This is a genomic window from Pseudomonas mucoides, from assembly GCF_015461845.1.
GTDB lineage: Bacteria > Pseudomonadota > Gammaproteobacteria > Pseudomonadales > Pseudomonadaceae > Aquipseudomonas > Aquipseudomonas mucoides.
Genome location: NZ_JACOPW010000008.1, coordinates 18,845 through 44,345 on the forward strand (window position 1 = coordinate 18,845; position 25,501 = coordinate 44,345).

The 25,501-nt window shown below is 60.7% G+C and carries 24 protein-coding genes and 1 pseudogene; 20 read left to right on the forward strand and 5 right to left on the reverse strand.

The window, feature by feature from the left end; translation table 11 throughout:
• Nucleotides 1–55: 55 nt before the first annotated feature.
• Nucleotides 56–358: a cell division protein ZapA gene (locus H8F22_RS26225; protein ID WP_194940870.1), complete on the reverse strand. Its 303-nt coding sequence runs from the start codon at nucleotides 356–358 to the stop codon at nucleotides 56–58.
• Nucleotides 355–585, reverse strand: coding sequence for a hypothetical protein (locus H8F22_RS26230; RefSeq protein WP_027922060.1), 231 nt, complete (start codon nucleotides 583–585; stop codon nucleotides 355–357). Before H8F22_RS26230 ends, H8F22_RS26225 begins: the two co-directional genes overlap by 4 nt.
• A gap of 290 nt (nucleotides 586–875) precedes the next feature.
• On the opposite strand from H8F22_RS26230, the pseudogene H8F22_RS33170 reads away from it, so the two are divergent.
• From H8F22_RS33170 to selO, 5 genes and pseudogenes are all read left to right on the forward strand, one after another.
• Nucleotides 876–1,631, forward strand: a pseudogene (locus H8F22_RS33170) (MCP four helix bundle domain-containing protein); the annotation flags it as partial.
• Nucleotides 1,623–2,486, forward strand: coding sequence for a methyl-accepting chemotaxis protein (locus H8F22_RS33175; RefSeq protein ID WP_370741086.1), 864 nt, complete (start codon nucleotides 1,623–1,625; stop codon nucleotides 2,484–2,486). The pseudogene H8F22_RS33170 and the gene H8F22_RS33175, both read left to right, overlap by 9 nt.
• A 276-nt stretch (nucleotides 2,487–2,762) precedes the next feature.
• Nucleotides 2,763–4,505, forward strand: coding sequence for a potassium/proton antiporter (locus H8F22_RS26240; RefSeq protein ID WP_027922062.1), 1,743 nt, complete (start codon nucleotides 2,763–2,765; stop codon nucleotides 4,503–4,505).
• Between the two features lie 34 nt (nucleotides 4,506–4,539).
• A complete protein-coding gene (gene mscK / locus H8F22_RS26245; protein WP_027922063.1) occupies nucleotides 4,540–7,890 on the forward strand; it encodes a mechanosensitive channel MscK in 3,351 nt (1,116 codons plus the stop codon).
• A 48-nt stretch (nucleotides 7,891–7,938) separates the two neighbouring features.
• Nucleotides 7,939–9,402 carry a protein adenylyltransferase SelO gene (selO, locus tag H8F22_RS26250; protein ID WP_027922064.1) on the forward strand — a complete coding sequence of 488 codons (1,464 nt, stop codon included), beginning with the start codon at nucleotides 7,939–7,941 and terminating at the stop codon, nucleotides 9,400–9,402.
• A gap of 6 nt (nucleotides 9,403–9,408) precedes the next feature.
• Here selO and mazF read toward each other — a convergent pair whose 3' ends face one another.
• Together mazF and mazE are read right to left on the reverse strand one after the other, a co-directional pair.
• Entirely contained in the window at nucleotides 9,409–9,771 is a 363-nt protein-coding gene (mazF, locus tag H8F22_RS26255) for a type II toxin-antitoxin system toxin MazF (RefSeq protein ID WP_027922065.1), read from the reverse strand.
• Nucleotides 9,771–10,040: a type II toxin-antitoxin system antitoxin MazE gene (mazE, locus tag H8F22_RS26260; RefSeq protein ID WP_194940871.1), complete on the reverse strand. Its 270-nt coding sequence runs from the start codon at nucleotides 10,038–10,040 to the stop codon at nucleotides 9,771–9,773. Before mazE ends, mazF begins: the two co-directional genes overlap by 1 nt.
• Nucleotides 10,041–10,310: 270 nt before the next feature.
• On the opposite strand from mazE, the gene trxC reads away from it, so the two are divergent.
• Entirely contained in the window at nucleotides 10,311–10,745 is a 435-nt protein-coding gene (gene trxC / locus H8F22_RS26265) for a thioredoxin TrxC (RefSeq protein WP_027922067.1), read from the forward strand.
• 130 nt (nucleotides 10,746–10,875) lie between these two features.
• Here the strand turns inward: trxC and H8F22_RS26270 are convergent, their stop codons facing one another.
• A complete protein-coding gene (locus H8F22_RS26270) occupies nucleotides 10,876–11,646 on the reverse strand; it encodes a ParA family protein (RefSeq protein ID WP_027922068.1) in 771 nt (256 codons plus the stop codon).
• 355 nt (nucleotides 11,647–12,001) lie between these two features.
• Between H8F22_RS26270 and H8F22_RS26275 the strand changes: the two genes are divergently transcribed.
• From H8F22_RS26275 to H8F22_RS26340, 14 genes are all read left to right on the forward strand, one after another.
• Nucleotides 12,002–12,727, forward strand: coding sequence for a beta-ketoacyl synthase chain length factor (locus H8F22_RS26275; RefSeq protein ID WP_059181766.1), 726 nt, complete (start codon nucleotides 12,002–12,004; stop codon nucleotides 12,725–12,727).
• A complete protein-coding gene (locus H8F22_RS26280; RefSeq protein WP_027922070.1) occupies nucleotides 12,703–13,512 on the forward strand; it encodes a lysophospholipid acyltransferase family protein in 810 nt (269 codons plus the stop codon). The genes H8F22_RS26275 and H8F22_RS26280 overlap by 25 nt, the downstream gene beginning before the upstream one ends.
• The gene (locus H8F22_RS26285) at nucleotides 13,493–13,753 is read left to right on the forward strand and encodes a phosphopantetheine-binding protein (RefSeq protein WP_027922071.1); all 261 of its coding nucleotides are present in this window, start codon (nucleotides 13,493–13,495) and stop codon (nucleotides 13,751–13,753) included. The genes H8F22_RS26280 and H8F22_RS26285 overlap by 20 nt, the downstream gene beginning before the upstream one ends.
• Nucleotides 13,754–13,762: 9 nt before the next feature.
• Nucleotides 13,763–14,017: an acyl carrier protein gene (locus tag H8F22_RS26290; protein WP_007947135.1), complete on the forward strand. Its 255-nt coding sequence runs from the start codon at nucleotides 13,763–13,765 to the stop codon at nucleotides 14,015–14,017.
• The gene (locus H8F22_RS26295; protein WP_027922072.1) at nucleotides 14,014–14,559 is read left to right on the forward strand and encodes a COG4648 family protein; all 546 of its coding nucleotides are present in this window, start codon (nucleotides 14,014–14,016) and stop codon (nucleotides 14,557–14,559) included. The genes H8F22_RS26290 and H8F22_RS26295 overlap by 4 nt, the downstream gene beginning before the upstream one ends.
• Nucleotides 14,556–16,235 carry an acyl-CoA synthetase family protein gene (locus H8F22_RS26300; protein ID WP_194940872.1) on the forward strand — a complete coding sequence of 560 codons (1,680 nt, stop codon included), beginning with the start codon at nucleotides 14,556–14,558 and terminating at the stop codon, nucleotides 16,233–16,235. Before H8F22_RS26295 ends, H8F22_RS26300 begins: the two co-directional genes overlap by 4 nt.
• Nucleotides 16,236–16,397: 162 nt before the next feature.
• Nucleotides 16,398–17,132, forward strand: a complete 735-nt coding sequence (locus H8F22_RS26305; protein WP_027922074.1) for a glycosyltransferase family 2 protein — start codon at nucleotides 16,398–16,400, stop codon at nucleotides 17,130–17,132.
• Nucleotides 17,129–18,076: an LpxL/LpxP family acyltransferase gene (locus H8F22_RS26310; protein WP_027922075.1), complete on the forward strand. Its 948-nt coding sequence runs from the start codon at nucleotides 17,129–17,131 to the stop codon at nucleotides 18,074–18,076. The genes H8F22_RS26305 and H8F22_RS26310 overlap by 4 nt, the downstream gene beginning before the upstream one ends.
• Nucleotides 18,057–19,601, forward strand: coding sequence for an HAL/PAL/TAL family ammonia-lyase (locus tag H8F22_RS26315; RefSeq protein ID WP_027922076.1), 1,545 nt, complete (start codon nucleotides 18,057–18,059; stop codon nucleotides 19,599–19,601). Before H8F22_RS26310 ends, H8F22_RS26315 begins: the two co-directional genes overlap by 20 nt.
• The gene (locus tag H8F22_RS26320) at nucleotides 19,594–20,019 is read left to right on the forward strand and encodes an acyl-CoA thioesterase (protein ID WP_027922077.1); all 426 of its coding nucleotides are present in this window, start codon (nucleotides 19,594–19,596) and stop codon (nucleotides 20,017–20,019) included. Before H8F22_RS26315 ends, H8F22_RS26320 begins: the two co-directional genes overlap by 8 nt.
• Nucleotides 20,020–20,186: 167 nt before the next feature.
• Nucleotides 20,187–20,765 carry an outer membrane lipoprotein carrier protein LolA gene (locus tag H8F22_RS26325; protein ID WP_027922078.1) on the forward strand — a complete coding sequence of 193 codons (579 nt, stop codon included), beginning with the start codon at nucleotides 20,187–20,189 and terminating at the stop codon, nucleotides 20,763–20,765.
• On the forward strand, nucleotides 20,749–23,091 hold the full coding sequence (locus H8F22_RS26330; protein WP_194940873.1) for an MMPL family transporter: 2,343 nt from the start codon (nucleotides 20,749–20,751) through the stop codon (nucleotides 23,089–23,091). The genes H8F22_RS26325 and H8F22_RS26330 overlap by 17 nt, the downstream gene beginning before the upstream one ends.
• On the forward strand, nucleotides 23,088–24,248 hold the full coding sequence (locus H8F22_RS26335) for a cation:proton antiporter (RefSeq protein WP_194940874.1): 1,161 nt from the start codon (nucleotides 23,088–23,090) through the stop codon (nucleotides 24,246–24,248). The genes H8F22_RS26330 and H8F22_RS26335 overlap by 4 nt, the downstream gene beginning before the upstream one ends.
• On the forward strand, nucleotides 24,235–25,482 hold the full coding sequence (locus tag H8F22_RS26340; protein ID WP_027922081.1) for an NAD(P)/FAD-dependent oxidoreductase: 1,248 nt from the start codon (nucleotides 24,235–24,237) through the stop codon (nucleotides 25,480–25,482). Before H8F22_RS26335 ends, H8F22_RS26340 begins: the two co-directional genes overlap by 14 nt.
• Nucleotides 25,483–25,501: the final 19 nt, after the last annotated feature.

A 25,501-nucleotide genomic window follows, 5' to 3' on the forward strand; every position in this document is an offset into this window, starting at 1 on the left:
CCGATTGTATACAACACTTATCGACAATTTATTCTTTGGTTGTGCGCAAAGCCGATCAGGCCTGATTGATCGTCTTGGAGATCACTTCAACCGTGGCGCTGACTTGCTCTTGGTAACGGTCGAGTTCCTGCTTGTGCTGCTTTTTCATTTCGATTTGCTGCGAGCACAGATTCATCGCGGCCAGCACCAGCAGGCGGTCACCGATCAGGGTCGGGTACTTCCGTTTGGTGTCGGCCAAAGCAGCTTTCAACATCATCGCGGCGTCCAGCAGGGTTTGCTCTTCCCCGGCCGGCGCCTTGATCGAATAGTCCTCCCCCAGGATCGAGACGACTTTTACCCCTGCGACGCCGTGATTCATGCGCTGACCGGACCGGCGCTGACGCGCTCAACCAAGGCTTGAATGCGTGCGGCGGTGGCGCCTTGTTTCTCTTCCTGCTCCATCAGGCTCAGTTGCAGGCTTTCGTTTTCGTCCTTGGCCTGAGCCAGTTCTGCGCTCAGGGTCTGGTTAGTGCCCAGCAGTGCCTGGTTCTGTTGCACCAGATCATTTACCAGTTGTTCCAATTGGCTTAGGGATGCTTCCAACATTTTGATTTTCCGAGCATTTTCAAAGGGCGCGTACGATAAAGAAAAGTCACCACGGATGCCAGGGTTATTGGGCCTAAAGCCTTGATTTTCCTGGCGGGCGACCTTTCTCGCGAGCAGTAGAGACTGTGATTGGCGGATCCGGTTCCTGCACTTCGTCGCCAGGGGGGCTTGTGCGACAAAAACGCGCAGGGACTCAAGACTTTAGTCGCATGACCGATAAGTCACTCATACGTCAGCTTCAGCGCCGCACGGGTGCGCTCACTTCGGTAAACACAATGTCCCTTCGTAATATGAATATCGCTCCACGGGCGTTCCTCGGTTTTGCCCTGATTGGCAGCTTGATGCTGATCCTGGGCGTGTTCGCCTTGAACCAGATGAGCAAGATTCGCGGTGCCGCCGAGGAGATCACCCTGAGCAGCGTGCCGAGCATTAAAAGCCTCGACGAATTCACTCAGCTGACCCTGCGTCTGCGCGTTCTGTCTTATCGCTTGCTGGTCAACCGCGAGCCGGACGTGCAGCAGAAAACCATGGACCTGCTGGAAACCCGTAATCAGCAGATCCGTACCGCCCAGACGACCTACGAAAAACTGATCAGCAGCCCGCAGGAACGTGCGGCTTATGATCAATACGTGCAGTTACTGGGTCAGTACCGCCAGATCGAAGACCGCATGAAGAGCCTGTCACGCAACAATCAGGTCGATGAACTGCGCACGTTGCTCAATACCGACTTGCTGACCAACTCCGAAGCGGTCAACACCGTGCTCAACCGTTTGCTGGAGATCAACACACAGCAGACCCTCGACACCAACCAGCAGGCAGCCGACCAGTATTCCTCGGCATTCAACCTGGTGATCACCCTGCTGGTCGTCGCCACCGGCCTGACTTTGCTGTTCGCCTGGTTACTGACCAACAGCATCACCAAGCCGATCGCCAACGCACTGAGCGCTGCCGAGGAAATTGCCGAAGGCAACCTGACGCGCCCGATCACCGTCGATGGTGAAGACGAAGCCGGTCGCTTGCTGCTGGCGATGTCGAAGATGCAGGACAAGTTGCGCGACACCCTGCAACGGATTTCCGGCTCGGCCACGCAACTGGCATCCGCCGCCGAAGAGCTCAACAGCGTCACCGACGAAAGCGCTCGTGGCCTGACTCAGCAGAACAACGAAATCGAACAGGCGGCCACTGCGGTCAACGAAATGACCAGCGCCGTGGAAGAAGTCGCACGTAACGCCGTGAGCACCTCCGAAGCCTCGAAAAATGCCACGACGTCGGCCGGTGATGGCCGTGATCTGGTGCAGGAAACCGTCAGCGCCATCGAACGCATGAGCGCCGATGTGCAGAGCACCGCGACGCTGATCGGCGACCTGGCCAACGAATCCCGCGATATCGGCAAAGTGTTGGACGTGATTCGCGGTCTGGCCGACCAGACCAACCTGCTGGCCCTGAACGCGGCCATCGAAGCGGCTCGCGCCGGTGAGGCCGGTCGCGGTTTTGCGGTGGTGGCGGATGAGGTTCGTGCCCTGGCGCATCGCACTCAGCAGTCGACCAGCGAGATCGAACGCATGATCGGCAGCATCCAGAGCGGCACCGAGCACGCCGTGGATTCGATGCGCAACAGCACCGAGCGCGCCGAGTCGACGCTGAACATTGCTCGTGGCGCCGGCCTGTCGCTGGACACTATCAACAGCGCCATCGTCGAAATCAACGAACGCAACCTGGTCATCGCCAGCGCCGCCGAAGAGCAGGCGCAAGTGGCCCGCGAAGTGGATCGCAACCTGGTGAACATTCGTGATTTGTCGGTGCAATCGGCGACCGGGGCGAATCAGACCAGTGCGGCGAGCAATGAGCTGTCGCGATTGGCGCTGGACCTGAACAACATGGTTGGGCGGTTCAGCCTCTGACACCCATCACACCGCCCCTGTAGCAGCTGGCGCAGCCTGCGTTCGGCTGCGCAGCAGTCGTCAAATAGTCATTCGCTGTATGTCAGACAAATCCGGTACATAGGAATCGCGACTGCTGCGCAGCCGAACGCAGGCTGCTACAGGGCGGGTATTGCCATCGCGGTGTATCAATGCAAAAACCTTTTTGACAGCATCACATTTCAACAGGTTAGAATCGCTGGCACGCAGACTGCATGGTCAGTTTGTGCCCGCCTTTCGTTTTCTGGAGTACTGCCTTTGAATGCAATCACCATCAACAGCCTGTTTCTGATCGGCGCGTTGCTGGTAGGTGCGAGCATTCTGGTGAGCTCACTTTCGTCCCGCCTCGGCATCCCGATCCTGGTGATTATCCTGGCCGTGGGCATGGCTGCCGGCGTCGACGGTGGCGGCATTATTTTCGATAACTACCCCACGGCTTATCTGGTCGGCAACCTCGCATTGGCGGTAATCCTGCTCGACGGTGGCTTGCGCACCCGGGTCGCGAGTTTCCGCGTTGCACTGTGGCCGGCGCTGTCGCTGGCCACGGTCGGGGTGTTAATTACCACGGCGTTGACCGGCATGGTCGCCGCTTGGCTGTTCAACCTGAGCATTATTCAGGGCCTGCTGATCGGCGCGATTGTCGGCTCGACCGACGCCGCAGCGGTGTTCTCGCTGCTGGGTGGCAAAGGCCTGAACGAACGGGTCACCGCCAGCCTCGAAATCGAATCCGGCAGCAACGACCCGATGGCGGTGTTCCTCACCGTCACCTTGATCGACATGCTCGCCAGCGGCGAGACCGGCCTTCACTGGAGCTTGCTCGGGCACTTCGTGCGTGAGTTTGGTATCGGCGCCGTCGTCGGCCTCAGCGGCGGCTGGCTGATGCTGCAACTGGTCAACCGGATCAACCTGGCCAACGGCCTCTACCCGATTCTGGTGATTGCCGGCGGTCTGGTGGTGTTTGCCTTGACCAACGCCCTGCACGGCAGCGGCTTCCTCGCGGTGTACCTGTGCGGTCTGGTCATCGGCAACCGGCCGGTGCGTAGCCGTCACGGCATTCTGCACATGCTCGACGGCATGGCCTGGCTGGCGCAGATCGGGATGTTCCTGGTGCTGGGTCTGCTGGTTACCCCGCATGACTTGCTGCCGATCGCCCTGCCCGCGCTGGGCCTGGCGCTGTGGATGATTCTGGTCGCGCGGCCGCTGTCGGTGGTGGCCGGACTGCTGCCGTTCAAGGCATTCCATGGCCGCGAAAAAGCGTTCATTTCCTGGGTCGGCCTGCGCGGCGCGGTCCCGATCATTTTGGCGGTGTTCCCGCTCATGGCCGGTTTGCCCCACGCCCAGCTCTATTTCAATCTCGCCTTCTTTATTGTGCTGGTGTCGCTGCTGGTGCAGGGCACAAGCCTGCCTTGGGTGGCCAAACTGCTGAAAGTGACGGTGCCGCCGGAGCCCGCGCCGATCTCGCGGTCTGCACTGGAAGTGCATGTCACCAGTGAGTGGGAACTGTTCATTTATCGCCTCGGTGCCGAGAAATGGTGCATCGGCTCGCCCCTCCGCGAGCTGAAAATGCCCGAAGGTACGCGCATCGCAGCCCTGTTTCGTGGCCAGCAATTGCTCCATCCGTCGGGTAGTACGGTGCTGGAAGTCGATGATTTGCTGTGTGTTATCGGCCATGAACACAACCTGCCGGCGCTCGGAAAACTCTTCAGCCAGGCACCGCAGCGGGGTCTGGATTTGCGCTTCTTCGGCGACTTCGTACTCGAAGGAGACGCCCAGCTGGGCGCGGTTGCTTCGCTGTACGGGTTGAAAGTCGAAGGCATCGATCCGGACATGACGCTCGGCCACTTCATCGCCCAGAAAGTCGGGGGTGCACCCGTGGTCGGCGACCAGGTGGAGTGGAACAACACCATTTGGACCGTGGCGGTCATGGAAGGGAACAAGATCGGCAAAGTGGGCGTCAGATTCCCCGAAGGAAGTCGCCCGGGTCCGGGCTTGTTCCTCTAAACTCCACTCTTCGTCTCGTTTTCGATCGGTCTCTATGTCAACCCTGCGCACCTTTTTCGTCATGGCCCTGCTGGGCTTGAGCCTCTCCATCGGCACGCTGCAAGCGGCCGAACCGCCGTCCAGCGAAGCCGTGCAGGCAAGCCTGGACAAGATCGCCGACCGCAAGCTGCCGGAAGCCGACCAGAAAGCGCTGCAAGCCATCCTGCAGAACACGCTGACCCAGCTCAACAACGCGCGTGACTACGAGCAGAAACTCGCCGACCTCAAACAGCAACTGGCCACCGCGCCCAAGCAGAACATCGAGAACCAGCGTGAACTGGCGCGCCTCAAGGCGACCAAGGCGCAGCCGGTGGGGCAGCGCTACGCCAACCTGTCGATCCCGCAGCTCGAGCAAATGCTCACCGAGCGTTCGACTCAGCAAAGCGATCTGCAAAAAGCCCTGGCCGATGCCAACAGTCTGGTGATTACCGCCCAGACCCGACCAGAGCGCGCCCAAGCGGAAATTTCGACCAGCCAGACGCGCATTCAACAAATCAACAACACCCTCAAGACGGGCAAAGATGCCGGCAAAACCTTGAGTGGTGAACAGCGCGACTTGCTCAATGCTGAGCTCGCCGCCCTGAATGCACTGATCCCGTTGCGCCGTCAGGAACTGGCCGGCAACAGTCAGTTGCAGGACTTGGGCAGCGGCCAGCACGATTTGCTCTCGGAAAAATCCGATCGCCTGGATCAGGAGATCCAGGAGCTGCAAACCCTGATCAACCAGAAACGCCTGGCCCAGTCCCAGGAAACGGTGACCCAGCAGTCCATCGAGGCGCAGAAGTCCGGTGGCAGCGCCCTGTTGGCCACCGAAAGCGCGGCCAACCTGAAGCTGTCCGACTACCTGCTCAAAAGCACCGACCGCCTCAACGAAGTCACCCAGCAAAACCTGCAAACCAAGCAGCAACTGGACAACGTCACCCAGAGCGATTCAGCGCTGGACGAGCAAATCAACGTGCTCAAGGGCAGCCTGCTGCTGTCCAAGATTCTCTACAAACAGAAGCAGTCTCTGCCGCGCTTGAGGCTCGACCGCGACCTGGCCGACCAGATCGCCGACATTCGCCTCTATCAGTTTGAAGTCAGCCAGCAACGCGAACTGCTGAGTAATCCGGCCACTTACGTCGACAATCTGCTGTCGACCCAGCCGCCGGATCAAGTCACCCCGCAACTGCGCAAGAGCCTGCTGGAACTGGCCACGACCCGCGCCGACCTGCTGGAGCGACTGAACCGCGAATTGAGCGCCGTGCTCAACGAATCCATCACCCTGCAACTCAATCAGAAGCAACTGCTGAGCACCGCGCAAAGCCTGCGCGCGACCCTCGACGAGCAAATGTTCTGGATCCCCAGCAATAAGCCGCTGGACCTGGAATGGATTCACGCCGTGCCGGAACGCTTGCAGCGCCAGGTCACCACCTTGCCGTGGTTTTCCAGCCTGAGTGAGTTGAGCGATGGCCTGATTCAACGTCCGCTGCTGTTTCTGCCGCTGGTGCTGCTGATCGGCGCCCTGCTGTGGCGACGCAAAAGCCTGTATGCCCGACTGAACAAGGTTCACAAGGACATCGGCCACTTCAAGCGCGACAGCCAGTGGCACACGCCTCAGGCCATTCTGATCAATATTTTGCTGGCGATGCCGGTCGCGCTCGGCCTGGCCTTGTGCGGCCTCGCCTTGCAGATCGACGCCCGCGGGCAAAACGCCAACATGGGTGCCGCGCTGCTGCAAATGGCCCAGGCGTGGCTGGTGTTCTACACCGCCTATCGGATCCTCGCGCCGGGTGGCGTGGCGGAACTGCATTTCCGTTGGGAAAAGCCTCAGGTCGAATTCCTTCAAGGCTGGGTCCGTCGACTCGGTCTGGTGGTCATGGCGCTGGTGGCGGTAGTGGCGGTCGCCGAACTGCAACCGGCAACGCTCGCCGATGACGTGCTGGGCATGCCGGTGGTGTTGACCTGCTATGCCTTGATGGCCTGGCTGCTCAGCCGCTTACTGATGCGAAGCCCGACGCACGAGAACACTTCGCTGTTCCGCAAAATTGTAGGGATCCTGTTTACCGCCCTGCCAATCGCGCTGTTCGTGGCCGTGTGCTTCGGCTACTACTACACGGCGCTCAAGCTCAGTGATCGACTGATCAACACCCTTTACCTGCTGATGTTCTGGCTGGTGATCGAAGCCACCTTTGTCCGCGGCCTCAGCGTGGCGGCGCGCCGCCTGGCGTACCAGCGAGCCCTGGCCAAACGTCAGGCTGCGAAGGAGGCCGGTGATGGCGAAGCAGTCATCGAGGAACCGACGCTGGACATCGAGAAGGTCAACGAACAGTCCTTGCGCCTGATTCGCCTGGCGCTGCTCGGCGGCTTCATGGCCGCGCTGTACTGGGCCTGGTCCGACCTGATTTCGGTGTTCTCGTACCTGGACAACATCACCCTCTACGAATACACCAGCGGCACGGGCGCCACCATGAGCATGGTGCCGATCAGCATCGGCGACATGCTCGGCGCGCTGATCATCATCGGCATCACTTTCGCCCTCGCCCGCAACTTGCCGGGTCTGCTGGAAGTCTTGGTGCTGTCCAAGCTCAACCTGGCGCAGGGCAGCGCCTACGCCACGACCACGCTGCTGTCCTACGTGATCGCCGGCGTCGGTTTTGTCTCGACCCTGTCGACCCTCGGCGTGAGCTGGGACAAGTTGCAATGGCTGGTAGCGGCGCTGTCGGTCGGTCTCGGTTTCGGGATGCAGGAAATCTTTGCGAACTTCATCTCCGGCATCATGATTCTGTTCGAGCGCCCGGTACGAATCGGCGACACCATCACCATCGGCAACCTGTCGGGTACGGTGAGCAAGATCCGCATCCGCGCCACGACCATCACCGACTTTGACCGCAAGGACATCATTGTCCCGAACAAGACGTTCATCACCGGGCAACTGATCAACTGGTCCCTCACCGACACCATCACCCGGGTGACCCTCAAGCTCGGCGTCGATTACGGCTCGGACCTGGACCTGGTGAAAGAGCTGCTGCTCAAGGCGGCCCGCGATAACCCGCGCGTGCTCAAGGACCCGGAACCGCACGTGTACTTCCTGAACTTCGGCGAAAGCACCCTCGACCACGAGTTGCGCATGCATGTGCGCGACCTCGGTGACCGCAACCCGGTGCTCGATGAGGTCAACCGCTTCATCAACCGCGAATTCAAGAAGCAGCACATCAACATCTCGTTCCGGCAGATGGAGGTCTACCTCAAGAACCTTCAGGGTCAGGAATACAAAATGGTGCCGATCGAGCCGGAAAGCAAAACCATCGTGCCGATGGCCGATGGCAAACCCGTGCAAGAGCCGCCATCCGCCAAGCTCGACTAACCGCCCTATCCCCAGCAGAATGCTTGGACATTCTGCTGGAGATGGCCGGTGAAAGCCCTCGACGAACTGACCTTCGATAATCGTTTTGCCCGTCTGGGCGATACGTTTTCCGCCCATGTGCTGCCCGAGCCCATCGATAACCCGCGCCTGGTGGTGGCCAGCCCTGCGGCCATGGCATTGCTGGACCTGGACCCGACCGTTGCTGAAACCCCGGAGTTCGCCGAGCTGTTCAGCGGCCACAAGCTCTGGGCCGACGCGGTACCGAGGGCGATGGTCTATTCCGGGCACCAGTTCGGTTCCTACAACCCGCAGCTGGGTGATGGACGCGGCTTGTTGCTGGGCGAGGTCTACAACGAGGCCGGTGAACACTGGGACTTGCACCTCAAGGGCGCCGGCCAGACGCCTTTTTCACGCATGGGCGATGGCCGCGCGGTGTTGCGCTCCTCAATCCGCGAGTTTCTCGCCTCTGAGGCGCTGCATGCCCTGAACATTCCGACCACCCGAGCGCTGTGCGTGATTGGCTCCGATACGCCGGTCTGGCGCGAGAAGCAGGAACGCGCGGCGATGGTCCTGCGTATGGCGCCGAGTCACGTGCGCTTCGGGCATTTCGAGTATTTCTACTACACCAAACGCCCCGAGAAGCAGAAAGAACTCGGCGAGCACGTGCTGGCCATGCATTTCCCCGAATGCCTGGAACAACCGGAACCGTATCTGGCGATGTTCCGCGAAATCGTCGAGCGTAACGCCGAGCTGATTGCCAAGTGGCAGGCCTATGGCTTCTGCCACGGAGTGATGAACACCGACAACATGTCGATCCTCGGCATCACCTTCGACTACGGCCCATTTGCCTTCCTCGACGACTTCGACGCCCACTTCATCTGCAACCACTCCGACGATCAGGGCCGGTACTCCTTCAGCAACCAGGTGCCGATCGGCCAATGGAACCTTAGCGCCCTCGCCCAGGCTTTGACGCCGTTCATCAGCGTCGAAGCCCTGCGCGAAGCCCTCGGGCTTTACCTGCCGCTGTACCAGGCCCACTACCTGGACCTGATGCGCCGTCGCCTCGGCCTCACCACCGCTGAAGACGATGACCAGAAACTGCTGGAACAGCTGCTGCAACTGATGCAGAACAGTGGCGTCGATTACAGCCTGTTCTTCCGTCGTCTCGGAGATAAGTCACCGGAAATGGCTGTCGCCCGCTTGCGTGATGACTTTGTCGACATCAAGGGCTTCGACGCCTGGGGCGAGCTCTACGTTGCCCGGGTGGCTCGCGAAGGCGCGGTTGACCAAGCACAGCGCCAGCAACGGATGCACGCGGTCAATCCGCTGTACATCCTGCGTAACTACCTGGCGCAGAAGGCTATCGATGCGGCGGAGAGCGGGGATTATTCAGAGGTTCGGCGGCTGCACGCGGTGCTGAGCAATCCGTTCGAGGAACAGCCGGGGATGGAGAGTTACGCCGAGCGGCCGCCGGAGTGGGGCAAGCATTTGGAGATTAGTTGTTCGTCGTGATGCTGGCTAATCCAGTGGATCGATGGAACTGACGACTCGAGCAACGATGTCGGCCATTGTCACGTCATCAAGACGCTCGATAAATTTGGCAGAGCCATCACGGACGCGCTGTTCAATATCAAAACTGCGCACCTGATTACACACCGCGACCCCAGTCGTGTCATGTCCTGATACGACAACCGCAAGGCCCGAGTTTCGACTGAAGCTGCCGCCGCTGGTGATAGGGACCGTCATGCTGACACCCAGAGCATTGATTTCCCTTGGCGTTATCACCACGAAGCGATGCCGATTCATCATCTCTCGTCCAGCAACCGGATTGGGGTCAACCCAATAGACGTCGCCCCGCTGCGGGGCCTGCCCACGCACCATCAACCCAACTCCCGGCCAACTGGATCACCTTCGCGGGCAGACGATGTCAGCGCATTCAATTCAGCCATTTCTTCAGCGCCTTCAAGCAACTCAGTCAAGCTGTAGCGTTTACGAGAAGACGGCACAACGGGGCGAGCAACCAACTCACCATTAACCACGTTGAGCTCCAACTGTGCCCCTACCTCCAGATGCAGGAGTTTCAGTAAGGTAGGTGGGAGAGTTATCACGGCGGCTCCACCTTGACGGCGGATTTTGGAAGTCACGGACATGGGAGTACTCCTATCCGGAAAGTGAAAAACATCGAGAAGTCGATAAGTGCAACAAAAGTAGCACGCAGTTGAAAGCAAAGCGATCTCCTTGACTGAAGATAAGTCGTGTTGAGTTGCCCGCAGCGTAGCTACCGTTTCAGCACTGCCCCTCCGGAAACTGTGTGCAATTGCGACGGCTGTGAATTCGATTCAGTCGTTTTATCAACTTGATAAATCCTGCCTTCGACTCCAAATCAGCGAGTCTGATTGCTCAATTTTTTGGAGCCCAAAATGACCGACCCTCTCCTCATCCCCTGCCCGCACTGCAACGGCCTCAACCGCATCCCCGCCGAGCGCCTCAACGACCATCCAAAATGCGGGCGCTGCAAGGCCGAGGTCTTGCTGAGCAAGCCGTTCGAATTGAAGCAAGGCGATTACGCCAGCCAGATCAAAGGCGATCTGCCGTTGCTGGTGGACGTGTGGGCGGACTGGTGCGGGCCGTGCAAGTCTTTTGCGCCGGTGTTCGAGCAGGCGGCCATTCAGTTGGCGGGCAAGTGCCGGTTGGCGAAACTGGACAGCGAGGCGAACCAGCAGTTGTCGGCGCAGTTGGGGATTCGCTCGATCCCGAGTCTGATTCTGTTCAAGAACGGCCGGGAAGTGGCGCGCCAGAGCGGGGCGTTTCCGTTACCGCAGTTGATGAGTTGGCTGCGTAGCCAAGGTATTTAAGACCACCGCCAATCAAATGTAGGAGTGAGCCTGCTCGCGATAGCGGTATATAACAGTCAAATTGATGTCGACTGACACTCCGCTCTCGCGAGCAGGCTCACGCCTACAGGGGGTCGGTGGTTACGCAGGATCAGGCATTTTCCAGCAGATTGTGCAGTTCGACGAATTGCTGGGTCAGCTTGTGCCGTGGGTCGAGGTGGATCAGCGGCGTGTTCGCCTGGTGAGATTCGCGCATACGCACAGAACTGGCCAGGTACACCGGCAACACCGGCAACCCTTCTGCGATCAACTCGTCGAGGATCTGTTGGGGCAGGCTGGCGCGAGCCTGGAACTGGTTGACCACAATGCCTTCGACTTCCAGGCCTTCGTTGTGGTCTTCCTTCAATTCCTCGATTTCAGCCAGCAGGCCGTACAACGCCTGACGCGAGAAGCTGTCGCAGTCGAAGGGGATCAGCACACGATCCGCAGCAATCAACGCCGATACCGCGTAGAAGTTCAGCGCGGGCGGTGTATCCAGGTAAATCCGGTCGTAATCTTCCCCCAACTCGTCAAGCAGCTTACGCAGCTTGTTGATCTTGTGTTTGGCTTCAAGTTTGGGCTGCAAATCCGCCAGTTCAGCCGTGGCAGTGATCACATGCAGGTTGTCGAAGGGCGTTTCGTAGATGTCGACCTGGTTCTTCTTCGAGAACGGGCCGGAGGAAAGGGTTTGTTTGAAGAAATCGGCGATGCCCATCGGGATGTCATTGCCGGTGAGGCCCGTCAGGTATTGAGTGGAGTTGGCCTGGGCATCGAGATCCACCAATAGGGTGCGATAGCCCTCGCTGGCGCTGACCGCCGCCAGATTGCAGGCAATACTGGATTTGCCCACGCCACCTTTTTGATTAAATACCACGCGCCGCATGTCAGACCTCCGTGTATCAAAGAATGACCGAGTGTAGTAGTCCACGGCATCGCTTAGCTACCTCCTTGGGACAGGGACTACACGGTCATGTCCTGTTTCCCCATTGATAGGAGGCAATCTCATTCACTGATTCGGGTAACGGGCCGACAGACGCGCACATGCTGATGTGGATAATGGCCAACAGACAGCTTTTCGCGAACCGGACGGTACATTTCCTTGCGCAAAATGTAACCAGCATTTGCTACGCACCCGTAGCACCCGGATAATGCGCGCCACTCGGCGTTACGCGCCACGTAAGGTCTGTCGCTGTTTTTGCGACTCACCGCGTCACGTTAGCCCTGCAGGGGCGGGATGTATGTCTGTGATCAACTTCAACATCGCCCAATGGCGCGCGTGGGCTCCCGGGCTCGAAAGCGTGGACGACTGGCAGGCATGGAGCCGACAACCGGTCGTGCTTGCGAGCAGCGATGCCGCTCCCGACGTGTCGTTTCTGCCCGCCATGCAGCGCCGGCGACTCAGCCGTTTGGCGCGAATGGCCTTCAGTGTCGGCTGGCCCTTGGCCGATGGTCGCACTGACCTACCGTTGGTCTTTATATCCCGCCACGGCGAAACGCCGCGCACGTTCGAAATCCTCAGGGATCTGGCGGCCGACCAACCGTTGTCACCCACTCAATTCAGCTTGTCCGTCCACAACGCCGTTATTGGTCTATGGTCGATCATGCGTGGCGAAACCAGCGAAATGACGGCGCTCGCTGCCGCCGGTGACGGGCTTGAACACGGCATGCTAGAGGCTGCGGCGATGCTGGACGAAGGCGCGCCTGCCGTCCTGCTGATTGTCGCCGAAGAACAACCGCCCGACGCCTACGAGACCTGGATCGACGATGTGCCGTTTCCCTATGCCGTGGCTTTGTTGCTGACCCCCGGTACCGACTGGCAGTTGTCCTTGAACAGCTCGACGCAAAGCTTGTCCAAAGCCCACTGGCCCCATGCCCTGAATCTGTTGCGTACCCTGCTCGGCCAGCAAACCACTTGCCAACATGCCTGGAAGAATCGTGTATGGACCTGGCATCGCACCCCGTAACCGGAAAAAACCGCGACGCCTATTACTGGCGCCTGCTGGCCACTGCCGCAAGCTTCACCCTGTTCGGGTTGGGCGGCCTGTGCCTGCGGCTGGTGGTTTTCCCGCTGCTGGGTTGCCTGCCCGGTGATGCCAGAACCCACCGCCTGCGCGCACGAAAAACCGTCAGTCGTTGCTTCTGGTTTTTTGTCCGGTTCATGGCCCGTACCGGTGTCCTGACCTACGACATCCAGGGCGCGGAAAAACTCGGTCGCCCCGGGCAAATGATCCTGGCCAATCACCCCTCGCTGATTGATGTCGTGTTTCTGATTGGCCTGGTGCCTCATGCCAATTGCGTGGTGAAACAAAGCCTCTGGGACAACCCCTTTACCCGCGCCCCGCTACGCCGTACCGAATACATCAGCAACGACGGCAGCATGGACATGCTGGACGCGGCTGCCGATGCGCTGAAAGACGGTCAGACCTTGATCATTTTTCCCGAAGGCACGCGCACTCAGCCTGGCGAGGCGCCAGCCTTTCATCGGGGGGGCGCGGCGATCGCCCTGCGCGGTGCGAAAATCCTCACCCCGGTGATTATCAAGGTCAGCCCGACGACATTGACCAAGGCCGAGCCCTGGTATCGGATCCCGAAACGCCGCGTGCACTTCAGTTTTCGCGTTGGGGCCGATATAGACCCACAGTCTTTCGCAACGCTAGGCCCGCCCCCGCAGGCTTCGCGCAAGCTCAACGAATATTTGCATACTTACTTTATTAAGGAGCTCGCCGAAGATGAGCGATCTACACCGTGAAATCAAAGATCTGATCATCGACGCCCTCGGCCTCGAAGACATCAGCGCCGACGACATTGACAACGAACAGACATTGTTTGGCGAAGGCCTGGGCCTGGATTCGGTGGACGCTCTGGAGCTCGGCCTGGCGATTCAGAAAAAATATGGCATCAAAATCGACGCCGACGCCAAGGACACCCGTAATCACTTCACCAACGTGGCGAGCCTTGCGGCGTTCGTCACTGCAAAACAGGCAGCTTGAGACCGGACCATGCAAACTCGTGACGACATTTTCAACACCCTGCGCGATGCCTTGGTCGAACTCTTCGAGCTGGACCCGGCGCGCGTGAGCCTCGAATCAAACCTGTATCAGGATCTGGAAATCGACAGCATCGACGCCGTCGACCTGATCGATCACATCAAGCGTCAGACCGGCAAGAAAATCGCCGCCGAAGAATTCAAATCGGTGCGGACTGTCAGCGACGTGGTCGAGGCGGTGTATCGCCTGGTTCAACCGGCAGCATGAGCCGACTGATCGGCCTTGGCCTGCTGCTCGCGGGCCTGTTGTACCCCTTTGCGGTGTATTTCGGCATGGAACATTTTGCTCCGTGGCAGTTCGGCCTGCTCTTGGGCAGCCTGTGGCTGGCTCGGGCGCTGCTCGGTGCGCGGCGTCCCGGCAGCCTGTGGATGGCGACCATCGCCATCGCTTTTTGCCTGTTGCTGGCACTGTTCGACAGCCCGCAGTTGCTGCGCTGGTACCCGGTACTGATCAGCGCGTTCATGCTCGGGCTGTTTGGACTGAGCCTCAAAGTCGGCCCGCCGATGGTCGAACGCCTGGCGCGCCTGCGTGAACCGCACCTGCCGCCAAAGGCCATTATTTATACGCGTCAGGTGACAATTGCCTGGTGTGTGTTTTTCATCTTTAACGGCGTGCTCGCCGCCGCCCTGACCCTTTGGGCGCCGCTGAGCTGGTGGATGTTGTACACCGGTCTGATTTCCTACGGATTGATGGGCCTGCTGTTTGCCATTGAATGGCTGATACGACAACGGGTACGAGGCCACTCATGAATTGGATAACACTTGAGCAGCTGTTGCTCAAGGCTCAGCCGGAGCGTGCCGTCACGGCCGAACCGGCGTTGAATCATGCACAACTGTGCGAACAGGCCCTGCGTTTGGCAGCCGGCCTGCAAGCCCAAGGTGTGCAGCGCATTGCCGTCCACCTGGAAGACGCCGCCGACCTGGCCATTGCCCTGCTCGGTGCCTGGCGTGCCGGCGTCAGCGTGCTGCTGCCCGCCGATTTGCAACAGCAGACTCGCCAGCGCTGGTCCGCCGATGTCGACCTGTGGCTGACCAATCTGGCCGATGACGCACACCTGGGCGATTACCGTCACCCGCCTCTCCCCGGTGCCGTGCTGGATTTAGACGCCTGCCAGTTGAGCCTCTGCACTTCCGGCTCCAGCGGCGAGCCCAAGCGCATCGACAAAACCCTGCGCCAACTGGCCAATGAAGTTCAGGCGCTGGAACAGCTCTGGGGCGCAGACCTGGGCGAGGCATGCATCATCGGCAGCGTCGCCACTCAACATATCTATGGCTTGCTGTTTCGGGTGCTGTGGCCGTTGTGCGCCGGGCGGACATTTGTACGCAAGCAACTGGCGTTTCCCGAAGACTTGCAGCGCGCCAGCCGTGAACACCCGGCCTTCGCCTGGGTCGCCAGCCCGGCGCTGCTCAAACGCATGGGAGACAACCTCGACTGGCCTGCCTTGAGCGCCGTGCGACGAGTGTTTTCCTCAGGTGGTGCGTTGCCCGCCGAGGCCGCGCAGCGCCTGCACCAGTGTCTGGAACAATGGCCGACAGAAATCCTCGGCAGCTCGGAAACCGGTGGAATCGCCTGGCGACAAGGGGACGATCTCTGGCAGCCGTTTGCGGAGGTCGAACTGAGCCAGGACAGTGACGGCGCGCTGCTGATCCAATCGCCCTATTTGCCGGCCGGCCACACCGAACACACTGCTGACGCCGCACGCATTACGGCCACCGGCCGTTTCGAATTGCTCGGCCGGCTGGACCGGATCGTCAAACTGGAAGAAAAACGTATCTCGCTGCCCATGCTGGAAAAGGCTCTGATGGACCACCACTGGGTCGCGGAAGCGCGCCTCGGTGTGGTCCAGGAAAACCGCGCCTCGCTGGGTGCGCTATTGGTGTTGAGCGAATCGGGCCTGCACGCCTTGCGCAATCAGGGGCGACGCACCCTCACGCAGGAATTGCGTCAGCACCTGACTCAGCACTGCGAAACCCTCGCCCTGCCCCGACGCTGGCGATTGCTGCGGCAAATGCCACTGAACGCTCAGGGCAAGTTGCCTCAGGCCGATGTCGAAGCCTTGCTGCTGGCGCCCCGCGTCAAGGCGCCGGAAGTGCTCGAACAGGTCGAAGTCGACGGCGAGTGGAGCCTGCAACTGGCAGTCCCGCCGGACCTCGCTTACTTCAGCGGCCACTTCCCGCAAACGCCGGTACTGCCCGGCGTGGTGCAGGTGGAATGGGCGCTGAACCTAGGCCAGCAATTGATGGACCTGCCGGCGAAATTCGCGGGCATGGAAGTGCTGAAATTCCAGCAACTGGTGCGCCCCGGTGACGAAATCCAGCTGCACCTGCGCTTTGACCCGGAACGCAGCAAATTGTATTTCGCCTATCGCAATGAAACTGCCACCTGCTCCAGTGGGCGGATTTTGCTGGAGGCCGCTTGTGGATAAGTTGAAGCCCCCTGTAGCAGCTGCCGAAGGCTGCGTCCGAGTGCGAAGCGCTCGCATCGACACCACCCCCTATATCCCGGAAAACCGCACATACCGGTTTACGACCGCTTCGCGGCCGGACGCAGGCTTAGCCAGCAGCTACAAGGTTGAGGTGTGATTGGTATGCATAGCCCCTGCGCCGTAATTCCGGTCTACAACCACGAAACCGCCATCACCACGGTGGTTGACGCGGTGATTGCCAGTGGCCTGCCGTGCATTCTGGTGGACGATGCCAGCGATCAAGCCTGCGCCAGAGTGCTCGACCGATTGGCGCAGCGCGAGATGGTCAACCTGATCCGCCTTACTGCCAACCAAGGCAAGGGCGGCGCCGTCATGACCGGCCTGCGCGAAGCCTCACGCCTGGGTTTCAGCCACGCGCTGCAAGTCGATGCCGACGGACAGCACGACCTGCAGGACGTGCCGCTCTTCATCGAGCAGTCACGCGCCCACCCGGATGCGGTGATCTGCGGTTACCCGCAATACGACGCCAGCGTGCCTAAAGGTCGTTTGTATGCCCGCTACCTGACGCACGTCATGGTGTGGATCAATACGCTGTCCTTGCAGATTCGCGATTCCATGTGCGGCTTTCGCGTCTATCCATTGCCGCCGACTCTGGAGCTGATCGACTCGGCGAAGATCGGCAAACGGATGGACTTTGACTCCGACATTCTGGTGCGCCTGGCCTGGCGCAACCTGCCGATGCAATGGTTGCCGACCCGGGTTCATTACCCGCTCGACGGCGTCTCGCATTTCCGCCTGTTCCACGACAATGTGCTGATCTCCAGCATGCACACACGGCTGTTTTTCGGCATGTTGCTGCGGGCACCGGTGATCCTCTGGCGACGGTGGCGGGCATGAGCAGTGACGTAGATAAAAAGCACTGGGCCGATCGCCAGGAGCGAGGCAGCTTCTGGCTGATGAAGCTCACCGCGTTCGGCGCCAAAGTGCTGGGCCGGCGGCTGTTGAGCCCGATTTTGTACGGCATCGTCCTGTACTTTTTCCTGTTCGGACGCAGCGCGCGCCACAGCGCCTGGCAGTACCAGCAACGTCTCGTCGACTGGAGCGGTCGCGCGGAACTACGCCCCACCCATTGGCGCGTGTTCGGCCAGTTCATGGCGTTCGCCGACTCCATGCTCGACAAGCTCGACGTGTGGAACGGCAAGCTGAGCATCGACCAGATCGAAATCATCGACTCGGCGCTGCTGCGCAATCAACTGCGCGGCACTCGTGGGCAAATGCTGGTGGGCGCGCATCTGGGCAATCTCGAAGTCTGCCGCGCACTCGCGGAAATCGGCGAAAAAGTCACGATGAACGTGCTGGTCCACACCAAGCACGCCGAGCAGTTCAACCGCTTGCTCGGCGAGGCCGGTGCAACCAATTTGCGACTGATACAGGTCAGCGAGCTGGACCCGGTGATCATGCTGCAATTGCATGAGCGGCTCGAGCGTGGCGAATGGCTGGCGATTGCCGGCGACCGCGTGCCGCTGCACGGCGGACGCAGTGTGACCGTGGATTTTCTCGGCCACCCGGCGGCGTTCCCTCAGGGGCCGTGGCTGCTCGCCGGTTTGCTGAAATGCCCGATCAATCTGCTGATGTGCCTGAAAAAACCATCGGGCCAATATCGCGTGACCCTCGAACCGTTTGCCGAGGCCGTGGTGTGGAAACGCAGCGATCGCGAACAGGTCATTCATCAGTGGGCGTCCCGCTACGCCGAGCGCCTGGGTCACTATTGCCTCGAAGCGCCCCAACAATGGTTCAACTTTTACCCTTTCTGGAAGACCGATGACGACGCCAACGCATGAGCCGGTAACCTTCGGCGAACTCCCTTTGCGCATCGAAGACGTGCTGGCCCTGGCCAACCGTCAGGTGCCGACGCAGTTGCAGGGCGATCCCGCGTACCGCGAGCGTATCGCCAAGGGCGCGCGATTCCTCGATTCCCTGCTGGACAAGGAAGGCGTGATCTATGGCGTGACCACTGGTTATGGGGACTCCTGCGTAGTCGCGGTGCCGCTGCATCACGTCGAGGCGCTGCCCCGTCATCTGTATACCTTTCACGGCTGTGGCCTGGGCAAACTGCTCGACGAACAAGCCACCCGAGCGGTGCTCGCCGCGCGTTTGCAGTCGCTGTGCCATGGCGTATCCGGGGTGCGCGTGGAACTGCTGGAACGCCTGCAAGCGTTCCTCGAACACGACATCCTGCCACTGATCCCGGAAGAAGGTTCGGTCGGTGCCAGCGGTGATCTGACGCCGTTGTCCTACGTTGCCGCAACGCTGTCCGGTGAACGCGAAGTGATGTTCCGAGGTGAACGCCGACAAGCCGCCGACGTGCATCGTGAACTGGGCTGGCAGCCGTTGGTACTGCGACCGAAAGAGGCACTGGCGTTGATGAACGGCACCGCCGTGATGACCGGCCTCGCCTGCCTGGCCTTCGCCCGCGCCGATTACCTGCTGCAACTGGCTACCCGCATCACCGCACTGAACGTGGTGGCGTTGCAGGGCAACCCGGAACACTTCGACGAGCGCCTGTTCGCCGCCAAACCGCACCCGGGGCAGATGCAAGTTGCCGCGTGGCTGCGCAAGGATCTGGCGATCGACGCGCCGACCGCGCCACTGCACCGCCTGCAAGACCGTTATTCCCTGCGTTGCGCGCCCCACGTCCTCGGCGTGTTGGCGGACAGCCTGAACTGGCTGCGCTCGTTCATCGAAATTGAACTCAACAGCGCCAACGACAATCCGATCATCGACGCTGAAGCCGAGCGCGTTTTGCACGGCGGGCATTTCTACGGCGGCCACATCGCGTTCGCCATGGACAGCCTGAAAAACCTGGTGGCCAACGTGGCCGACTTGCTGGATCGGCAACTCGCGTTGCTGGTGGACGAGCGTTACAACCATGGCTTGCCGAGCAATCTGTCCGGCGCCAGCGCTGACCGGGCGATGCTCAACCACGGCTTCAAGGCCGTGCAGATCGGCACCAGCGCCTGGACCGCCGAAGCACTGAAAAACACCATGCCGGCCAGCGTTTTCTCGCGCTCTACCGAGTGCCACAACCAGGACAAAGTGAGCATGGGCACCATTGCCGCCCGCGATGCGATTCGTGTGCTGGAGCTGACCGAACAGGTCGCCGCCGCGACTTTGCTCGCAGCCAATCAGGGCGTGTGGCTGCGCAGCAAGGCCGAGGATGCTCGCCCATTGCCGCCAGCCCTGGCCGCCATGCACGAGGAACTGGCCAAGGACTTCCCGCCGGTCATCGAAGATCGCGCACTGGAAGGCGAATTGCGCCTGTGCCTGAAACGAATTGCCGAGCAACACTGGAGGCTGCATGCGTAGCAAGGGAGTGCTTCACACCGATACGGAAATCCAGGTGCCGTTCTTTGACGTCGACACCATGCACGTGGTCTGGCATGGCCATTACGTCAAATATCTGGAAGTCGCCCGTTGCGCGTTGCTGGACAAGATCGGCCATAACTACACGGCGATGTCCGAGTCGGGTTACGCCTGGCCGGTGATCGACCTGCAACTGCGCTACGTGCGTGGCGCAGTGTTCGGCCAGAAACTGAACGTGCGGGCAAATCTGGTGGAGTGGGAGAACCGGTTGAAGATCAATTACCTGATCAGTGACCTGGAAACCGGCGAACGCCTGACCCGCGCCAGCTCCGTGCAAGTCGCCGTCGACATGGCCAGCCGCGAAATGCAGCTGGCCTCACCGAAGGTCTTTACCGACGCTGTCGAAAGGACGCTGGCATGAATCTGCTTACGACTCTCTATAGCAGCCTGCGTTCGATCTGTAGCAGTTGGCGAAGCCTGCGTTCGGCTGCGCAGCAGTCGCCCTGCGTTTTTGCTGAAGCACCGCATGTGCAGGTTTTACGACGGCTTCGCCGCCGGACGCAGCCTCGCGGGCTCAGCAGCTGCTACATGTTTGTGGTGATGCTCGGTTTCTCTTCACTTGCGCAGGCATTTGATTCGCAGCAGTTGAGCGATCAACTGGCCAAACCCGATGTCATCCACGGTAACTTCATCCAGGAAAAACACCTGCGCGCCCTGCCCCAACCGCTGACCAGCAAGGGCACGTTCGTTCTCGCAAAAAATCATGGCCTGCTGTGGCTGCTGAAAACCCCGCTGCAACAGGATTACCGCATCACCGCCAACGGCATCGCCCGACGCGACGCCAGCGGTTGGCAAATGCTGCCGGACAAGAGCGCCGGCGCCGAGCAGAACCGCTTGTTCCTCGCCGTGCTGCAAGGCGACAGCAGCGGTTTGCAGCGTGACTTCGAGCTGTCATTGAGCGGCGACGCGCAGAACTGGAAGTTGACGTTGATCCCGCGCTCGCTGCTGCTCAAGCAAGTGTTCAAGCAGATCAACATCACCGGCAGTGAATTGGTGAGCACCATCGAACTGCTGGAAACCCAAGGCGACAGCACCCTGTTACGCATGCAGGACAGCACCAGCGCCCAACCCTTGAGCACTGCGGAGCAACATGACTTTGCCGAGTGAACGCAGGCTGCCATGGCTATTCCTGATCCTGCTGCTGGCAGTGCTCGCGCTCGCCGGTTGGCAATGGCGCGATGGCGCGCCGCTGTCGGCCAACCTGATGGAACTGGTGCCGGGCACGGCGCCGGATGCGCTGGAACTGCGCGCCGAACAACGCATGCAAGCACCGCTGAACCGCGAAATGCTGGTGTTGGTCGGCCATAAGGATCGCGAGCAAGCCATCGCCATGGCGCAGAAACTCGGCGAGCAATGGCAGGCCAGCGGTCTGTTCGAGAAGGTGCAGTGGACGTTACAAGCCGACTTGCCCGCACTGCGCACGCAACTGCTGCAAGGCCGATTGGCAATGCTGTCCGAGGCGGATCGACAGCAACTGATCGACCATCCAGACGTCTTCATCCAGCAACGGGTTCAGGCGCTGTTCGACCCGTTTACCGGCTTCAGTCTGGTGCCGAGCCAGGATGACTGGTTGGGCCTGACCGGACGCATCCAGAACAGCCAACCGCAACACGGCGCCGTGCAACTGGACATTGGCAGCGGCGCATTGATCGCCGATGCCGACGGCAAGAGCTGGGTGATGCTGCGGGCAAAAACAACCGGCAATGCGTTCGACATGAGCCTGCCGCTGCAAGTGGCCGACCTGCTGAAACATAGCCGCGAACAAGCGGCGCAGTCTGACGTGCAATTGCTGGCAGCCAGCGGATTGCTCTACGCCGCGAGCGGTCAGCAACAAGCCACCCGCGAGATGACATGGGTCGGCGGCGGCGCCACGCTGGGGATATTGGCGTTGCTGTTGCTGGCCTTCCGGCGATGGCGGGTATTGCTCGCGTTCGTTCCGGTGCTGGTGGGCATGCTGTTTGGCGCGGTGGCCTGCGTGGCGTTGTTCGGCCATATGCATGTGATGACGCTGGTGCTCGGCTCCAGCCTGATCGGTGTGGCCGTCGACTATCCGCTGCATTACCTGTCGAAAAGCTGGAGCCTGAAACCCTGGCACAGCTGGCCCGCGTTGCGCCTGACGCTGCCGGGCCTGACGCTGAGCCTGATCACCAGCTGCATCGGTTACCTGGCGCTGGCGTGGACACCGTTCCCGGCCCTGACCCAGATCGCCGTGTTCTCCGCCGCCGGTTTGCTGGGTGCCTATCTGTCCGCCGTTTGTCTGTTGCCGGCACTGCTCAAGGGCGCCGATATCCGTCCAGCACAATGGCCACTGCGCCTGTGCGAATGTTTGCTGAGCCTGCGTGACGCGCTGCTCAAACAGGCCAGCACGCCGGTGTTGCTGGCCCTGCTGATTGCCTTCTGCGTGGGCGGTCTGCTGAAACTCGACAGCAAAAACGACATCCGCCAATGGATCGGCGCACCGCAGCAATTGACTGACGAAGCCAAGACCATTGCGCGCATCACGGGTTTTCAACCGACCAGCCAGTTCTTCCTGGTGCGCGGCGCCAATCAGCAAGAACTGCTGGAGCGTCAGACCGCGTTGAGCGAACGGCTGAATCAGTTGGTGAACCTGGAAAAACTTCAGGGTTACCTGTCGCTGAATCAGCTCGTGAGCCAGCCAAGTGAACAGCAGCAAGTGCGTAATGCACTGAGTAAACTGCCGCAGTTCTGGCAACCGCTGCTCGCCGTCGGCGTACCGGCCGAAGCGCTGCATGCCGAGCTGACGAAATTGCAGGCGTTGCCCACCGAAGACATCGATGCCGCACTGCTCGGGCCGCTGGCTGAACCTTATCGTCCACTGTGGCTGGGGCCGACCGATGACGGTGGCGTGGCAGCGATGGTCAGCCTGCAAGGGCTCAACGACCCGACCCTGTTACGCGTTCAGGCGTTGGACTTGCCCGGCGTCAAACTGGTCGACCGCCTCGGTGAATTGAACAGCGTTTTCGCCGCGACACAGATCAGCGCAGCAGAGCTCAAACTCGCCTCCTGCGCACTGATCGTGCTGGTGTTGATGCTGCCATTCGGTTTCGGCGGTGCCCTGCGCATCGTCGCCCTGCCACTGCTCGCCGCGCTGTGCAGCCTGGCCAGTCTCGGCTGGCTGGGGCAACCGTTGACGCTGTTCAGCCTGTTCGGCCTGCTGCTGGTGACGGCGATCAGCGTCGATTACGCAATCCTCATGCGCGAACAGGTCGGCGGCGCCGCTGTGAGCCTGCTCGGCACCTTGCTGGCAGCGCTGACCACTTGGCTGTCGTTCGGTCTGCTCGCCGTATCAAGTACCCCGGCCGTGAGCAATTTTGGATTGTCAGTGAGCCTGGGGCTGGCTTTCAGTTTCATCCTGGCGCCATGGGCGGGCCGACATCTGCACACGGCTCCGGTTGCGGAGTCAGCCGCATGATGATCGCCCTGTTCTGGCTGATGGCCCTCGCGCTGTTCGCCGTGGCCACCCGTGTCGGTCGTCATTTTGGCCTGATCCCGATCGTCAGCCAGTTGCTGCTGGCGACCTTCGGCCTGCCGCTGCTGATGTACCTCTGGATCGAGCCCGGCTGGCAGCTCAGCGGCGCTGAACTGATCTCGCCGACATGGCTGAAAAACCTCTACAGCCTGAGCTTTGCCTTGCTGCTGGGGCACATTCTCAGCGACGTGATCGACCTGCGGCTGGACCGCCAGAGCCTGAAAATCGCCCTGCCGAGTTTTTGCGTTCCGTTCGCGGGCGGGTTGGCGACGGCGGTGTGGTTGCTGCCTGCGCAATCGTGGATCAGTTCATTGGCGGTGGGCCTGGTGTTCGCCATCACCGCGATTCCGGTGCTGTATTTGTACCTGCGCCACATCAACTACCCGCCCGACGCCACCCGGCGCCTGGTGCAGACCGCGATCCTCATCGACCTGGCGTGCTGGACGCTGTTCGGCTTCGCCCAAGGCAGCCTGCACCTGAGCAGTTTGCTCCTGCCGCTGGCTGGCGCCTGCCTGCCGGTGCTGTTGCGTGTGCTCGGTCTGCGTCAGCCGTTGCTGCACAGCGGCTGTTTTTTCGCGCTGCTGGTGGTCGCCGAGCACTTCAAGCTCAATGCGCTGATTTTCGGCATCGGTTATCTGCTGTGCATGGCCGCGCTGAAAGTACCGCTGGTGTGGCCAATGTCCGCAGTGTGGATGACCCGTCTGCAAACCTGGATCGCCATTCCGCTGATCCTCACGTTCGGCATTGTGCAGATCAACATTCACGCCGCCATGACCAGCCTGAGCTGGCTACAACTGGCCGCATTGCTGCTGTTGCCGATTGCCAGCAAACTGCTGGGCAACTGGCTGGGTCTCGGCTGGGCCGGCGCCTCCTTTGAAGGCGCCAGTCGCTGGCGGGAAAGCTTGCTGCTGAACATTCGTGGCTTGAGCGAGATCGTTTTTCTCAACCTGCTGCTGCAACAACAGCTCATCAGCCCGGCGCTGTACTTTGCGCTGATGGTGATGGGCCTGATCGCGACGCTGCTGCCGGCACTGGCCGGCATGCACAGCCCCCCTTTGAACATCGCCGCCCCGGCAAGGAGCCCCCGTGCCAACAGTTGAAATGCAACGTCGCCAGGTCGTCGTCATCGGCGCGGGGCCCTCGGGCGCCATCGCTGCCGCGCTGCTCAAGCGTAACGGTCATGATGTGCTGATGATCGAGCGCCAGCACTTCCCACGGTTCTCCATCGGCGAGAGCCTGTTATCGCATTGCCTGGATTTCGTTGAAGAAGCCGGCATGCTCGAGGCCGTGAACGCTGCAGGTTTCCAGCTTAAAAACGGCGCAGCCTTCGCCTGGGGCGAGCAGTACAGCGCCTTCGATTTTGGCGACACGTTCAGCCATGGCAAGCCGACCACGTTCCAGGTGCAACGGGCCGATTTCGACAAGCTGCTGGCCGATCAGGCTGCGCTGCAAGGCGTAGAAGTGCGTTATGGCGAAGCCATCGTCAGCGTCGATTTCGACTTGCCCAAGCCGCAGCTCGAGGTGCTGCGCGAAGACGGCAGCCAGTACCGCGTCGAAGCGGATTTCGTGCTCGACGCCAGCGGCTACGGTCGTGTGCTGCCGCGCCTGCTGGACCTTGAAGCGCCGTCGAATTTTCCGGTGCGCCAGGCCGTGTTTACCCATATCGAAGACCACATCGACAGCCCGTCTTTCGAGCGGGAAAAGATCCTGATTACGACCCACCCCATCCATCGCGACATCTGGTTCTGGACCATCCCGTTCAGCAACGGTCGATGTTCGGTGGGCGTGGTCGCGGCCGCTGAACATTTCGAAGGCCGCATGGAGAATCTGGACGAGTGCCTGCGCGGGTTCATCGCTGAAACCCCAAGCCTGGCTGGCGTACTGAAAAATGCCGTGTGGGACACGCCCGCACGCACCATCGGCGGCTACTCGGCCAACGTCAAAACCTTGCACGGCCCGGGCTTTGCGCTGCTCGGCAACGCCGCGGAATTCCTCGACCCGGTGTTCTCCTCCGGCGTGACCATCGCCATGCGCTCGGCGAGCATGGCCGCGGGCGTGTTGCATCGCCAACTGCAAGGGCAAAGCGTGGACTGGCAGAGCGAGTTCGCCGAACCGCTCAAGCGTGGCGTCGACACCTTCCGTTGCTACGTCGAGGGCTGGTACGCCGGGACCTTCCAGGATGTGATCTTCCACACAGGCGGCTCACCGGATATCCGCCGCATGATCAGCGCCATTCTCGCCGGTTATGCCTGGGACGAACGCAACCCGTTCGTCAGTGAACCCAAGCGTCGGCTGCGCATGTTGTCAGAACTCTGCGCCAGAGATGTCACATGAATGACAGGACCGCCTGTTT

What these genes read in the sequence shown, in the direction of transcription:
- H8F22_RS26225 (WP_194940870.1), bottom strand. Translation starts at nt 358, where the DNA reads ATGAATCACGGCGTCGCAGGGGTAAAAGTCGTCTCGATCCTGGGGGAG.
- H8F22_RS26230 (WP_027922060.1), bottom strand. Translation starts at nt 585, where the DNA reads ATGTTGGAAGCATCCCTAAGCCAATTGGAACAACTGGTAAATGATCTG.
- H8F22_RS33175 (WP_370741086.1), top strand. Translation starts at nt 1,623, where the DNA reads ATGCAGGACAAGTTGCGCGACACCCTGCAACGGATTTCCGGCTCGGCC.
- mscK (WP_027922063.1), top strand. Translation starts at nt 4,540, where the DNA reads ATGTCAACCCTGCGCACCTTTTTCGTCATGGCCCTGCTGGGCTTGAGC.
- mazF (WP_027922065.1), bottom strand. Translation starts at nt 9,771, where the DNA reads ATGGTGCGTGGGCAGGCCCCGCAGCGGGGCGACGTCTATTGGGTTGAC.
- mazE (WP_194940871.1), bottom strand. Translation starts at nt 10,040, where the DNA reads ATGTCCGTGACTTCCAAAATCCGCCGTCAAGGTGGAGCCGCCGTGATA.
- trxC (WP_027922067.1), top strand. Translation starts at nt 10,311, where the DNA reads ATGACCGACCCTCTCCTCATCCCCTGCCCGCACTGCAACGGCCTCAAC.
- H8F22_RS26270 (WP_027922068.1), bottom strand. Translation starts at nt 11,646, where the DNA reads ATGCGGCGCGTGGTATTTAATCAAAAAGGTGGCGTGGGCAAATCCAGT.
- H8F22_RS26275 (WP_059181766.1), top strand. Translation starts at nt 12,002, where the DNA reads ATGTCTGTGATCAACTTCAACATCGCCCAATGGCGCGCGTGGGCTCCC.
- H8F22_RS26280 (WP_027922070.1), top strand. Translation starts at nt 12,703, where the DNA reads ATGGACCTGGCATCGCACCCCGTAACCGGAAAAAACCGCGACGCCTAT.
- H8F22_RS26285 (WP_027922071.1), top strand. Translation starts at nt 13,493, where the DNA reads ATGAGCGATCTACACCGTGAAATCAAAGATCTGATCATCGACGCCCTC.
- H8F22_RS26290 (WP_007947135.1), top strand. Translation starts at nt 13,763, where the DNA reads ATGCAAACTCGTGACGACATTTTCAACACCCTGCGCGATGCCTTGGTC.
- H8F22_RS26295 (WP_027922072.1), top strand. Translation starts at nt 14,014, where the DNA reads ATGAGCCGACTGATCGGCCTTGGCCTGCTGCTCGCGGGCCTGTTGTAC.
- H8F22_RS26300 (WP_194940872.1), top strand. Translation starts at nt 14,556, where the DNA reads ATGAATTGGATAACACTTGAGCAGCTGTTGCTCAAGGCTCAGCCGGAG.
- H8F22_RS26305 (WP_027922074.1), top strand. Translation starts at nt 16,398, where the DNA reads ATGCATAGCCCCTGCGCCGTAATTCCGGTCTACAACCACGAAACCGCC.
- H8F22_RS26310 (WP_027922075.1), top strand. Translation starts at nt 17,129, where the DNA reads ATGAGCAGTGACGTAGATAAAAAGCACTGGGCCGATCGCCAGGAGCGA.
- H8F22_RS26315 (WP_027922076.1), top strand. Translation starts at nt 18,057, where the DNA reads ATGACGACGCCAACGCATGAGCCGGTAACCTTCGGCGAACTCCCTTTG.
- H8F22_RS26320 (WP_027922077.1), top strand. Translation starts at nt 19,594, where the DNA reads ATGCGTAGCAAGGGAGTGCTTCACACCGATACGGAAATCCAGGTGCCG.
- H8F22_RS26325 (WP_027922078.1), top strand. Translation starts at nt 20,187, where the DNA reads ATGTTTGTGGTGATGCTCGGTTTCTCTTCACTTGCGCAGGCATTTGAT.
- H8F22_RS26330 (WP_194940873.1), top strand. Translation starts at nt 20,749, where the DNA reads ATGACTTTGCCGAGTGAACGCAGGCTGCCATGGCTATTCCTGATCCTG.
- H8F22_RS26335 (WP_194940874.1), top strand. Translation starts at nt 23,088, where the DNA reads ATGATGATCGCCCTGTTCTGGCTGATGGCCCTCGCGCTGTTCGCCGTG.